This window comes from Siminovitchia sp. FSL H7-0308 (assembly GCF_037980985.1).
Taxonomy (GTDB): domain Bacteria; phylum Bacillota; class Bacilli; order Bacillales; family Bacillaceae_C; genus Siminovitchia; species Siminovitchia thermophila.
This window is the reverse complement of sequence record NZ_CP150282.1, coordinates 2870757-2884579: the sequence shown is the minus strand read 5'-3', so window position 1 is coordinate 2884579 and position 13823 is coordinate 2870757. Positions and strand designations below refer to the sequence as shown.

Annotated in this window: 6 protein-coding genes and 1 pseudogene; 6 read left to right on the top strand and 1 reads right to left on the bottom strand. The window is 39.9% G+C overall.

Going from position 1 to position 13823, the window contains the following annotated elements; genetic code table 11:
* The first annotated feature begins 100 nt into the window (after positions 1 to 100).
* The 5 genes and pseudogenes from MHB50_RS13725 (at position 101) to MHB50_RS13705 (ending at position 5004) form a co-directional block, all read left to right on the top strand.
* The gene (locus tag MHB50_RS13725) at positions 101 to 745 is read left to right on the top strand and encodes a lysozyme inhibitor LprI family protein (RefSeq protein ID WP_205177969.1); all 645 of its coding nucleotides are present in this window, start codon (positions 101 to 103) and stop codon (positions 743 to 745) included.
* Positions 746 to 1116: 371 nt separating this feature from the next.
* Positions 1117 to 1698 (top strand): DUF4256 domain-containing protein, encoded by a 582-nt coding sequence (locus tag MHB50_RS13720; RefSeq protein WP_205177967.1) that lies wholly within the window; start codon positions 1117 to 1119, stop codon positions 1696 to 1698.
* A 382-nt stretch (positions 1699 to 2080) separates the two neighbouring features.
* A complete protein-coding gene (locus MHB50_RS13715) occupies positions 2081 to 3514 on the top strand; it encodes an IS1182 family transposase (RefSeq protein ID WP_340083911.1) in 1434 nt (477 codons plus the stop codon).
* Between the two features lie 506 nt (positions 3515 to 4020).
* A pseudogene (locus MHB50_RS13710) lies at positions 4021 to 4167 on the top strand (ATP-binding protein); the annotation flags it as partial.
* Between the two features lie 255 nt (positions 4168 to 4422).
* Entirely contained in the window at positions 4423 to 5004 is a 582-nt protein-coding gene (locus MHB50_RS13705) for a hypothetical protein (protein ID WP_205177965.1), read from the top strand.
* Positions 5005 to 5583: 579 nt separating this feature from the next.
* Here MHB50_RS13705 and ucpA read toward each other — a convergent pair.
* Positions 5584 to 6375 carry an SDR family oxidoreductase UcpA gene (gene ucpA / locus MHB50_RS13700; protein ID WP_340083937.1) on the bottom strand — a complete coding sequence of 264 codons (792 nt, stop codon included), beginning with the start codon at positions 6373 to 6375 and terminating at the stop codon, positions 5584 to 5586.
* Between the two features lie 892 nt (positions 6376 to 7267).
* On the opposite strand from ucpA, the gene MHB50_RS13695 reads away from it, so the two are divergent.
* Positions 7268 to 13147 carry a phosphodiester glycosidase family protein gene (locus tag MHB50_RS13695; RefSeq protein ID WP_340083936.1) on the top strand — a complete coding sequence of 1960 codons (5880 nt, stop codon included), beginning with the start codon at positions 7268 to 7270 and terminating at the stop codon, positions 13145 to 13147.
* The last annotated feature ends 676 nt before the right edge of the window (positions 13148 to 13823 follow it).

The following is a 13823-nucleotide window of genomic DNA, read 5'->3' as shown; positions in this document are numbered from 1 at the left end:
AAACAAAGAGTAAGAGATGGAAAAAGATGGTTTTAAACAATAGGTTAAAGTTGTGGATACAGAATAACCTACATTATAGAAAAAGAAAGGCAGTATTTTCATGAAAAATAATCGTACATTTTTATTAGGAATGTTAACAGTCGTATTCGTTATATTGGCTGCTTGTGGCAACTCATCCGACGAGTCAAGTGCTGGCTTGGACAAACAGTCTCCAAATAACACCACTCAAAACCCAAACACCGATTCTTCTGGTGCAGATTCGGCAGAGAATGATTCACATCACGACAAAGCGAATACCGCTGATACAAGAAGTGAAACAAACGAAAAAGCAGATATATCAACCAATGAGCTTAAAGAAGAAGACGCTTCAACGAATCAAACAGCGAGTTTGAAGGAAGAATATCTCAAGAAATTAAATGAAACTAAAAAAGAAATGGATGAGCTAAAAAACAATCCAGAAGATGATTCAACATACGCTTTGAAAAAAGTTGAGGGAGATAGATATGACGTTTGGGATGGATTGTTAAATGAAGTTTATGAAGTTTTACAGAAGCAACTTCCTTCAGAAGAGATGGACCAACTAAGAAAAGAACAACGTGAATGGATAGCTTACCGAGATAACTCTGCAAAAGAGGCATCTCTTACATATAAAGGTGGTACGATGGAACAATTAGAATTTGTGGCTGTGCAAGCAGATATTACAGAAGAAAGATGCTTTGAATTAGTTGAAGACTATATGGAATAATTTTTTCATCTAATGTATGGAAGGTAGAAGTGAAAGAGTTTCAATTTGCCTTTTTGACAGCTTTGGGAATGGGGCGAGCGCTATCTGTTATCCTGATATGGCAAGGTATTTGGTTGAAGAAACAGGCGCTTTTAATGAAGCGCCGCCATATATTTAGAAAAGTGATATAGTTTTGTATATTACCTTGTCAATCAATGGGAACATCTCTTGTCACTTTACATGAATATATGAAACAAAGCTCGTACTTGATATAATTGATCTATGAAACATTGATCATTATTATGTCAAAACCGAAATGTAGATGACTGTATGGAATTCTGGCTATTCGTATATTCTGAAATAATGAGTAAAAACGATAAGGAGGAATGAACATGACAAAGGGAAATAACATCAGCAGTGAAAAGGAATTGTCCCTAGAACAACGTGAAGAATTACTTAAAACATTGAAAGCCCGTTTTGAGAAGAACATGGACCGCCATAAAGGTCTTGAATGGACGAAAGTTCAAGAGAAGTTGGAAGCTACTCCTCTAAAACTATGGTCGCTCAATGAAATGGAAAAAACGGGCGGTGAACCGGATGTTGTTGGTTATGATAAAAAGAAGGATGAATACATCTTTTATGATTGTTCAGCGGAAAGTCCCAAAGGGCGCAGAAGTGTTTGTTACGACCGTGAAGCGCTAGAGTCAAGGAAAAAACATAAACCAGAAAATAACGCTATTGATATGGCAACGGCCATGGGCATCGAACTTTTGACAGAAGAACAATATCGAGAGTTGCAAAAACTCGGAAAATTCGATCAAAAAACGTCAAGTTGGGTGCAAACACCGTCTGATATTAGAGAACTTGGCGGTGCCCTTTTTTGCGATTATCGCTTCGGCCACGTTTTTTTGTATCACAACGGTGCGGACTCTTACTATGCTGCCAGAGGATTCCGCGGCTCACTAAGGGTTTGAATTTTGGTAGACAGCTAAGTTTGAATGTGAGAACAGATCACCTAGGTTTTTAACAAACGGGAACGATTGTGGAGGAACAGTAGAAAATTAAAATAAAAAGTTCAACAGCAAAACTATTTAGGACTGGGACACAACTAAATCAGCTGATAAAAAACGAACAATAAAGTGAAACTTCATTCAGTAGGAGTTTTTTTCCATCTCCTACTGAATGTTAGTTGAACCAATCGGGCATTTAGGTGCCGTTTTCTCACACTTAGATCTTTTCCATTCACTCAAGATTTTGATGTGGAAGTCTTACGGCACCTTACATCAGACTGTCTAACAAATAAAACCAAAAAAAGGTATAATATAGGTAACTTATAAGCAGAGGAGATTCTTTAGAATGGGCAATGTTCACGGTTTTTCAAGAGATCAAATAAGTTTTCAATTACTGTGTTTAGATGAAATGATTGATAAGGAAAACCCTGTTCGAGCAATTGATGCTTTCGTAGAATCACTCTGCTTGGTCGATATGGGAATTAAAGAATATAAAAAACATAATCCTGGACAACAACCTTATGAGAGAAAAGATTTATTAAAGTTGTTCATCTATGGATACTTTAACAAGATCAGATCTTCTCGTTCTTTAGAGATAGAATGTAAAAGAAATATCGAGTTAATGTGGTTAGTAAATGGAATACGTCCTGATCATGGGACTATTTCATTATTTCTAAAGGAAAACCGTAAAGGCTTTAAGAAAGTTATGCGCACTTTTACATACTTACTTAAAGGATGGGGATTAATTGATGGCAAGCTTATTGCCATTGATGGAACAAAAATACGAGCACAAAATAGTAAGAAAAATTGCATTACTTCAAATGGATTAACAAAGAAGATGAATTATATTGATGAAAAGATTGAACACTACCTCCAACAACTAGAACAAATAGCACAGGAGAATGAATTAACAGAAGAGAACGTTTCATCTATTGAATCGAAAATTGATAAATATCAAAAGAAAAAAGAATATTTAACAGAAATAAAAAAGAAAATGAATGAAGAAGAAAAGAACCAATTGACAACGACAGATCCGGAATCTAGAGCTATGAAAAATAATGGGAAAATAGATGTAGCTTACAATATGCAATCTTCTGTAGATAATAAGCATAAACTGATTGTTACTTTAGATGTAGTAAACGATGTAAATGATCAGAGTCAACTATCCCCGATGGTTTCAAAAACAAATGAAATATTATCAAAAAACACAGACAGAGTCATAGTAGCTGATACAGGATATTATAATGCAAAAGAAATAAAAGATTGTTTAGATGACGGAAACACTTTATACTTAAAACCTCAAAAAAAGAAAAGTATGTCAGGAGATCCTACTTATTCAAAAGATAATTTTCAGTATCAAAAAGAAACAGATAGTTATCGTTGTCCTCAAGGACAAGAACTTCCTTACAAGGAAAACACGTCTAAAAATGGCTTGAAGTACAAAAGGTATATTGGAGGAGATGTTTGTTTATCTTGTCCTGTATATAGTTTATGTACAAAAGCTAAAAGAGGAAGAAATATTCAACGCTGGGAACATGAAGAACTTATCGAAAAATTGAAAGAAGATACGGAAGCCAATAATGAAATTTATAAAAAACGATCACAAATTGTGGAACATCCTTTTGGAACCATTAAGCGATCCTTTGGTTATACTTTCTTTCTAGGGAAAGGGCTGGATTCTGTGAACGCAGAAGCAGCTCTAATTGGTGTTGCCTATAATTTCAAAAGACTAACGAAAATCAAAAAAATTTCGGAGATTGTGGAGCTATTAGTAGCTTAACCACACCGAAACTCTTTGTTAATTTCAATATTAGAAGTTTTGCAAGCAAAAAAGTACGTTTGAGTGCTGAAAATTGAATATTTGTTAGACAGTCTGACATGCGGGATAAATTTTCCCAATGTATCATACGCAAGCTTTTAGCGTAGTCAACATATGTAGACTCCTGCGGGAATAGCTCGAGCTGAAGATCCCGCAGGAAAGCGACCTTTGCTTTCCGAGGAAGCTGAAGCCGTGCCCGCGGAAAGCGAAATATGTTGACGTAGCGATAATCGGGATTTTTTTAACACAAATAAACCGGACAATTACAAATGAATTGTTCGGTTTTTGCTATTTCGTATTTGCTTATGTCCCGGCCCTATTTTTTATTTGAATTTAAACGAATTGGAAGAAATTAAAAAGCTATACCAGTATCTGATCGGGGGAAAGTTTACTTAGGCGATTAATGACTTTCGCTTGTCTACTTCTGCGCCGTTTACCCAAATGGCATGGTTTGTCCTATATCTGTTGGTTGTAATGTCATTCGATATTTGAATCCGAGTCTTGCTAGTCAGAGTGTAGAAGGATCCGTTACCGATGCTCTTGCCTTTTTAAGTTCGCTTGGTGGGGGTAAATCTTTTTTTACTCATTTGCTTGTCTATTATGTGTTTCTTTGGCGGTTAGGCCGTGATTGTCGAGGCAAAAGTGGAACGTGGAAAAAAGTGCATGCCTTACAGGAGACTCAATTCTTGATCTCTGTTCTTTGGCAGTATTTCCTTGATTTTTCAAAATGTCCATTCCTTACTATTTGGAATAGCCTGTTTTAATACAGAAGAGAAAACTATAAAGAACGTCCTGCTCATTTTATAGATATGTAGTTTTACTAAAAACAGACGATAATATGATTGTGACTATTCATAAAAAGGGGTGATATGATGATGGTGCGTTCTGGTGGTTTGGACCGTTTTTCAAGTATAAATTCTCATGCGACTCATAAAGCAAAAGCAGATAAAAGCATTTTTGAAAAGAAAAATACAAGCTCTTTGCCAGATAACGTTGTAAGAAGAATTAAGGAAATGGCGCAGGATGGTGCGGCGAAAGGCGTGTACATGGGAAAGGATTATATATCCTATATCAATTCTTATAAGAAACAACATGTATCTCCTGACCGTTCAAGACTTATATCACTGACGACACCCAGGTTAATGAATGCAACATATACAAATGGTTCACCATTCTTTTTTAAGATTACGGGATTACCGTTTACAGGGCAAATATGTGTTGGTGCAACTGGGGCATCTATGTTTATTTATAATAAAAACGGCGAAGAAGTATTATCTTATGGCACTAATTCCGGATGGGCAGAGAGGCAGACAAGAGCAGAAAGTCAGTTTTATGATGAAACAACGGCAATTTATTATGAAGCCTATAAAGCCGCAAGAGCAGAGATGAAAACAAGCCCGACACAAAACTACAGTCGGGCCGCTAGTTCTAGCTTCGACCTAAAAGTGTAAATACCACCAAGATAAGCAGTTTGGTTTGCTCCAACTTTTTTCATGTATAATCAGTTAGCCGTATAAATTGGAAAAAGGGCAATACTCACAGGATAAACTCCTGTAGATATTTGCCCTTTTGTTCTAATAAGGAAGGCATTGAAATTTCCATTCGAATGGTAATAGTAACCTCCCATTTATTGGTGTACTTCAAGCCGGGGATGATATGGCATGTCCTTGAGCGTTAAAGTCCATCAAGGATGTACGGCGGTGTTCTTGTATAGACAGGAACAGTTTTCGCCCGCCCCCGCTTTTCATTGATACATTGATCATCGCTTTCACAGGTGTCGCTGCCCAGCCTGCCTGTCTTGCTGTTCCTTATCAGGGAATGGAGGTTCGTATACTAGCTGGGAATAAGTTGAAAACGAAAAGATATTCGTACAAGTCGTGAACAGAAAACCGCGTGAAATCAAAGTTTTTACATTTGATTTCATGTGCGGCTTATTCATTTTTATAAGGTTTTGTGTCAGCCTCGAACCCCCCACTGGTTGAATTTTCACTCTATCTAAGGGATTCGGGCTCAACCGTTGGCAATTACTTTCACACCCCGGCCGAAACAGTTTCCGGCAATGAACTTCCGCCGTCTATTACAATTTGAGTGCCGGTTATGTAGCTGGATTCGTCCGATGCTAAAAACGCCGCCAATTCTCCCACTTCTTCAATTTTTCCAAGCCGTCCTAAAGGTACGCCACTCGCAATTCCGGCGATCACTTCTTGAGGGTTTTCCGGATTGGAATCATGGGCAATTTGTTCGGCCATTGGTGTATGGATATACCCTGGCATTATCGCGTTTACGGTAATTCCGTGTTCGGCGACCTCTCGTGCCAAAGCTTTTGTAAAGCCAATCACAGCCGCTTTCGATGTTGCGTAGGCCGTTTCTCCAGGATCCGCAACCATCATGCCTGTTACGGAGGAAAGATTGACAATTCGCCCATATTTTTTCTCTTTCATATAAGGCAAGACGGCTTTTGAAACGTTCCACACACCATTAATGTTAATGTTGAATTGAAAGTCACGGTCTTCATTTGTAGTATCCAACAACGAGCCTAACCGTATGACTCCGGCGTTATTGACAAGGGCATCGATCCGTCCGTATTGCTCCATTACTTGTTTCACGGCGGCATTAATACTTTCTGGATTACTGACATCCATTTCAACCGCCATTGTTTCATAGCCTTCTTCATTCAATCGGTTACTCGCTTCGTGCACCTTTGATGAAATATCAGCCAAAACGACTTTTCCGCGGTATTTCGCTAACACTTTGGCGATCCCCAATCCATTACCCATAGCCGCTCCAGTTACAATTACAACTTTATTTTCCATCTTTCCCATTCCATCTACCCCCTTAAAAGTTAGGATCTATAAAAATTATATCGTACCCAAATTAATTTACAAAAATATTTAAATATAGAATGTTGTTTCGTTTTTATAAAGGGAGGCGACAAAGGCGCTTACGTGGCACTTTATTGACATAAAAGAAGGTTTTGGCGATCAGCTGCTTCTTCGTTCAAAGCCTTGGCCACTGAACTCGGAAACAAGTGGGAAATGGTGAAAAAATGAAAGAGCAAGGAAACATGCGCCATAAAGTCATTTTTCAACCGTTAAACCATGGGTCTCCGCAGTTTAACGTTTCCTCATTGCAAAATTCAATTTTGTGTGTCTGGGCAACTTTGGCCTGTAACGCTCGGAGAACTGTATTTAGCAAATTAGTATGTGCAATCGCTCCTGTAAGTCTTCATTGATGGTCGTAATGGTAAACATGCGACAACATCCTTCATTTAAAACAGTCTGCGTCATATACATGTGACTTTAATAAGGGTGGGAGTCCGGCTCATTTATGATACGGACTGTTCCGTATTTCTTCATTTCTATTAAAAAAATTTGTAGCCCCAACCCATGGCAGGTGCTACTTCTTTTACTCGAGAAGTTCAACTTTCAATGTCCTTTTTCCTATCTCATCCACATCACGATGTGCTCATATAATTGAGAAATTGAAATTAACTCCATGAATGTTGAGGTATTTTGTGGCGAATTTACATCCTTACATGATTTATACATCCAATATGTAAGGAAGATCAAGCGTGAGAGCTAAAAATGAAAAATTTACAAAAACATAACATTCTTTTCTATTTTGTTCCAAAAAATTTACATGGGATTTACATTTCTTTGCTAAGTTGGTAGAGTCGTCAAAAATTGACATCAATTGTTAGAATAGGAGGATTCCATGAAACTTTTGTTACGTAATAGTTTGATTGCCTTATTTAGTTTGCTTCTTATCGTTTCTCCTGTTGCTCCTTATGTAGGGACACCCGTTGCTTCGGTTGAAGCAGAGTCGTCTCAACTGGGGACACTTGTTGAAGAAGAAGAGGCAAAGATTGCACCAGGAGTAACGCAAAAAAAGATGCATGTTTCGAATAATCGGGGTAATCAACGTGTATCGATGCTATCGGTTGATTTAAGTAAAGGGGATTTAGCCATTGAAACTGGAATCCCTAACGGTAAATATCCAGGTATGCAAACATTAACAGGTCAAGCGAAGCAAGTATCAAAGCCTGGTCATGTGGTTGTAGGTGGTATTAATGCCGACTTTTATAACATGAGTACAGGTGAAGTTGTCGGTTTATTTGTACATAACAAAGAATGGTTACATATGTCTACTCGACCGGCTTTTGGCATTACTGAAGATGGAAAACCAATTATTGGCACACCCTCATTTAGCCATCAAGTGACGTTGGGAGACAAATTTTTTGATATAGCCGGAACAAATAAAGCCAGAGGGACGGATCAATTAGTTCTTTATACTCCGAAGCAAGGAGCGTCTACAAAAACGAATTCGAGCGGAGCTGAAGTCGTTTTAGAAAATGTGGAGGGAGATGCCCATCAGTTTGGTACTGTAAAAGCTACAGTAAAAGAAGTGATCAGTGATAAAGGAGATACTCCATTAGCTGAAGGGACAATCGTTCTGTCTGGACACGGTGCCGCAAAATCATTTTTAGTAAATGAATTTAAAGAAGGCGCTGAGGTGGTCATTACCATGGCTGCCAACGAACCATGGAATAATGTTAAAGAAGCGGTAGGCGGGCATCCGTTATTAATAGAATCAAATACATTAACGGATCTTCCTAGTAACGCTTTTAATGACGCGGTTGCACCAAGATCGGCTGTTGGTATTAAAGCAGATGGGACGTTCTTTTTTGTCGTCATTGATGGGCGTAACCCTGGATATAGTGAAGGAGTTACCGTGCATGAATTACAGAAAATCATGCAGGAAATGGGAGCTGTTCATGCACTTAACTTAGATGGCGGCGGGTCTTCCACTCTAGTAGCAAGGCAACCAAGCCAAGAGACTGTTTCTGTTGTGAACACACCTTCTGATGGTTCTGAGCGACTCATTGCCAACTCATTATTGATTGTAAGTTCTGCTCCGGTAGGACAATTAAGTAGTTTAGCAGTTACGCCGAATAAAGGATTCATATTAAAAGGCAGTAAGATGCAATTTAAGGCAAGTGGATTAGATGCTGCATACAATCCAGTTGCCATTAACGACACTATTTCTTGGTCTTCATCTGAAAACATTGCGGATATTTCAGCTGAAGGTTTACTTACCGCGAAAGAAGCTGGTAAAACAAAGATTACTGCTGCGACTGGTTCAGTAGAAGGTAGTGCAGAAGTAGAAATTGTTGATCAAATTGATGAAATAAAACTTCCACAATCAGAACTAACGCTTGATCGTGGTGGAACGTTTGATTTGTCGGCTGCTGTCTATCATAAGGGAAAAAAAGTAGTGGCGGATCAACGCTTATTTAATTGGAAAGTAGAAGACGAAATTGGCACGATTAATGACGAAGGAATATTTACTGCTACAGATAAAGTCGCAAAAGGAAAGGTAACAGTTTCCTATGGCGGTGTTGAAGATACGATAACGATTGAAGTTGGCAAGCCGCCCATTATTCTAGAAGACTTTGAAAAAGGAATATCCCACTGGGCATCTGGAGGGGCAAGATACAATACAGTTGATATTCGGCAAACAACGTATCCGGAACCGGCTCGTTTCGGAAATCATGCTCTCCAATTGGATTACGATTTTACCGGAAAGCTGGGCACATCGGGTGCATACGCATTTCCGAAAGAAGATATCATAATTGAAGGATATCCGGAAGCAATTGGTATGTGGGTATATGGTGATGGTAAAGGACACTGGATTCGTTCTCAATTAAAAGATGGTGAGAACAAAGCATTTGCTATAGATTTTGTGACGAATGCGGACTTTAAAGGCTGGAAATACATTGAAGCACCCGTTCCAAAGGGCAGGCCGACGCCGCTAAAGTTAGACTTAGCATTTCGTTATATGGAAACGAGCAACGATAAAAAAGACGCGGGAACGGTTTATATTGATAATATTCGCGCAGTCTATGGCGAAACGAATGATGATTTAACCAATCCAACGATATCAGATATTGCACCAGCCGATAAAGCGGTGTTAAAAGAGAATACCGTTGAAATTTCGGCCGTTGCAACAGATGATAAAGAAGGAACGGGGATCAATAAAGATCGAATCGAAATGAAAGTAGATAATGTTTCTGTAAAACCTTCATTCGATGAAAAAACTGGAAAAATCACGTATACATCTAAACAGCCTTATGCGGATGGCATCCACCATGTGTACTTAGCCGTCCAAGATAATTTTGGAAATCCGGTGGAAAAAAAGTGGAGCTTTGAAGTAGATACAGACAGTGCCCAATTATCTCTTTCTGCTCCCGAAAAAGTATACGCAGGAAACCCATTTGAATTAAAGGTCCAAGCGAATAAATTAAAAGATATTCATGGTTCGTCTCTATCATTTACATATGATCCTAGTAAAGTAGAGATCGTAGACCAGGATGAAGAAAAAGAAGGTATTCAAATAGCTGTTGCTGAAAAATTAAAGCAAGCGACGATTACGGCGAACCAGGTCGATGCCGATAAAGGCATAATTACATTCTCAGTAGAAAACATGGAGAAAATAAAAGATCTTACCGAACAAGAAGAGGTTATATCGATCATCGGGAAAGTGAAGCCGAACGCTGAAGACGATGTGACCGTTGCTTGGAAAGAAGGCCATATTCGCTTACAGGACGATAAAGAGAATGCCAAGCCGATAAACTTGCCTGATTTTAGCCGTGAAATCAGTTATGGTGTTCAATTAGAGTTGGAAGCTTTATCTGTACAATCACCCACAACGATTAAAGCAACAGACGAAAATGGAAAACCACTTGCTGGAGTTGGGGTTTTTGTACTGGGGGATGTAAATCAAGTAGCTCGAATCAAGAGCGATAGTGTAAAAGTCTTTAGTGATAGTAATGCGGAATCAAAAGTGTTAGAAACAGTAAATGAGTATGATCAGTTATTAGTGATCGATCATAACGACTCATGGATTAACGTGAAACTGCCGAACGGCAATGCAGGATGGATCCTCAAAGAACATGCGTCGATTTCTTCTTGGGGACAACCTTTGGGAGTAACAAATAAAGATGGAGAATTTGTTACGAAAGATCTTACTTTAGCTGTAGGCTCGTATGACCTGCAAGCGAAAAAAGGGTCCCATTATAGTAAAAAGACAACTACGACAGTGAAGCCGCATCTTGGATCAACAAAGCCGGAACATTTGGCTTTATCTTGGGAACAAAGCCCAAAAACAACACAAAGCTTTACATGGAGAACGGCACCGACCGTTACAAACACAGTAGTTGAAATTGTAAAAACCGATGAATTTAAAGGGTTTGAAGCGGATAATGTCGATACGATAAAAGGAAAGAATTATCCGTTTGCTACCGACATTGGTGTCATGCAAATTCACGAAGCGAGCGCCGTTAATTTAGAGCCAGGGACATCGTACACATATCGTGTTGGGGATGGAACAGACGCAGGATGGAGTGAAAGTGCCACATTTACGACCGAAGCGAAAGAGGATGAGGCATTTACATTTTTATTCACATCAGATACACAAGCCATTCCGAACGAAACAGCGGTAGATGGTTACGGTATTTGGGGAGAAATTTTTGGTAAAGGACTACAAGAATATCCAAATGCTAAATTTATGCTTCTTTCTGGGGATATCGTTGATTATGGCGACAAACAGCTTCATTGGGAACATTGGTTTGACGCGGCGAAGGAATATCTTCCGAACATTAATATGGTGCCCGTCCTTGGGAACCATGATGTTGTGGGCGGAGGAAATGCCAACTTCAAGGCTCAGTTCCAATTGCCTTTAAATGGTCCAGAAGGTGAAGTGGAGCAAGCATATTCGTTTGATTATGGGAACCTTCATATCGCTGTCTTAAATACAGAAGGCGATCTGAAAAAGCAGGCAGAATGGTTGAAGCAGGATATGAACAACAGTGATAAACAGTGGAAAATTGTTTCTTTTCACCGTTCTCCATACCACAGTCATTTCTCTCGTGGCAGCGAAGATATTCGTAATGAATGGACGCCAGTCTTTGATGAGGTTGGTATTGATCTTGTTCTTTCCGGTCATGACCATGCGTATATGCGGAGTTGGCCGTTATACAATGGAGAGAAGGTGGAAGAAGGTAAAGGTCCTACGTATATCATAGGCGGATCCGCAGGCCCTAAGTTTTATGAAATGGGTGATCAGGAATGGATTCGGGTCGCTTTTGATGACGATATTCAAATTTATTCTGGTGTTACGATTGATAAGAATGAATTAACGTTTAAAGTAACAACAAGAGAAGGTGATACGGTAGACGCCTTTACAATGGTCAAACAAGATAAAGACCCAGGCGAAGGCGAGAAACCGGGCGAAGGTGAGAAGCCGGGCGAAGGTGAGAAGCCGGGCGAAGGTGAGAAACCGGGCGAAGGTGAGAAACCGGGCGAAGGTGAGAAACCGGGCGAAGGCGAGAAACCGGGCGAAGGCGAGAAACCGGGCGAAGGTGAGAAGCCGGGCGAAGGCGAGAAGCCGGGCGAAGGCGAGAAACCGGGCGAAGGCGAGAAACCGGGCGAAGGTGAGAAGCCGGGCGAAGGTGAGAAGCCGGGCGAAGGTGAGAAGCCGGGCGAAGGTGAGAAACCAGGCGAAGGTGAGAAACCGGGTGAAGGTGAGAAACCAGGCGAAGGTGAGAAACCGGGCGAAGGTGAGAAACCGGGTGAAGGCGAGAAACCGGGTGAAGGCGAGAAACCGGGTGAAGGTGAGAAACCAGGCGAAGGTGAGAAACCGGGCGAAGGTGAGAAACCAGGCGAAGGTGAGAAACCGGGCGAAGGTGAGAAACCAGGTAAAGGTGAGAAGCCGGGCGAAGGTGAGAAACCGGGCGAAGGTGAGAAGCCAGGTAAAGGCGAGAAGCCGGGTAAAGGCGAGAAGCCGGGTAAAGGTGAGAAACCGGATGATAAGGAAGAACGGAAAAAAGTTGTTACTGTAGTACCTTCTAAAAATAAGAACGATCAATTCGAAATTAAAAATGGCTCTATTGAACAGCTCGCATTACAAGGAAAATTGGTCGTTGACTTGAAGAATAATGAAGAAGGTTTTGTGAAATTAACGAAAAAACAAGTCCAGATGTTAAGAGAGAAAAATGCGACATTGAACGTGAAAGCTGCGAATGTCGAGTTAGGAATTCCGGCAATAAACTTTGTTCATCAGGATGAAGAAGTCGTCATTAAAATCACGAAAACTGGAAAAGTTAAAGATGCTCTTACGGATGTTTACGATTTTACAATCATTCAAGGAGATCAAGTGATTCAGGATTTCGAAACACCTGTAACGATGAAGTTTACCATTGACGGAAAAATACAAGATTCCAGCAATGTCCATGTTTATTATTTCAATGAAAAATCCAAGAAGTGGGAGTTAGTTGGCGGTACGTATGAAGCTGGTGTCGTTACTGCCGCGACGAATCACTTTAGTGAATTTACAGTGTTTGAATCAAAAAAGGAAACAGTAGCGAACAAAGAACGTACAGAAAGACAGAGTGATCAGGACAATAAAGATAAAGCAGGAGAAAAACTTCCAAACACTGCAACAAATATGTATCTTTGGTTAACGGTAGCGATCGTATTGCTATTTGCAGGTATTGTTATTGTTCTTATCAATAAAAGAACAAGACAAAATAAGTAGTTGTACGTATAGGTAATGTGAGGATCAGTCCTAGTGACTGATCCTTTATTATGGGGCCGGGACATAAGCAAATACGAAATAGCAAAAACCGAACAATTCATTTATAGTTGTTCGGTTTATTTGTGTTTAAAAAATCCCTATCATCGCTACGTCAACATATTTCGCTTTCCGCGGGCACGGCTTCAGCTTCCTCGGAAAGCAAAGGTCGCTTTCCTGCGGTATCTTCAGCTCGAGCTATTCCCGCAGGAGTCTACATATGTTGACTACGCTAAAAGCTTGCGTATTATATACTAGGACCATTTATCCCGCATGTAAGGTGCCGTAAGCCTCCCACTTCAAAATCTTGAGTGAATACAAAAGGTCTAAGTGGGAGTAAACGGCACCTAAATGCCCGATTGGTTCAACTAACATTCAGCAGGAGCCCTACTAAATGAAGTTTCACTCTTTATTGTTCGCTTTTTCATCAGCTGATTTAGTTATGTCAACGGAAGGAATCAAAATCAATAATCCCTATTACGTTGTAGTTTGCGTTTTAGTTGCTTTGGTCATCTTAGCTACTTTTAAGTAAAGTGCTGCCAGCTGATCCAGGAAAAAATTTGAATATGATCACCCGATTGCACCACTCTAACCGTTTTTTACACCACTGCATTTCACAGCCAAAACGATAAATTCCCCA

What these genes read in the sequence shown, in the direction of transcription:
- MHB50_RS13715 (WP_340083911.1), top strand. Translation starts at nt 2,081, where the DNA reads ATGGGCAATGTTCACGGTTTTTCAAGAGATCAAATAAGTTTTCAATTA.
- MHB50_RS13705 (WP_205177965.1), top strand. Translation starts at nt 4,423, where the DNA reads ATGATGATGGTGCGTTCTGGTGGTTTGGACCGTTTTTCAAGTATAAAT.
- MHB50_RS13725 (WP_205177969.1), top strand. Translation starts at nt 101, where the DNA reads ATGAAAAATAATCGTACATTTTTATTAGGAATGTTAACAGTCGTATTC.
- MHB50_RS13720 (WP_205177967.1), top strand. Translation starts at nt 1,117, where the DNA reads ATGACAAAGGGAAATAACATCAGCAGTGAAAAGGAATTGTCCCTAGAA.
- MHB50_RS13695 (WP_340083936.1), top strand. Translation starts at nt 7,268, where the DNA reads ATGAAACTTTTGTTACGTAATAGTTTGATTGCCTTATTTAGTTTGCTT.
- ucpA (WP_340083937.1), bottom strand. Translation starts at nt 6,375, where the DNA reads ATGGGAAAGATGGAAAATAAAGTTGTAATTGTAACTGGAGCGGCTATG.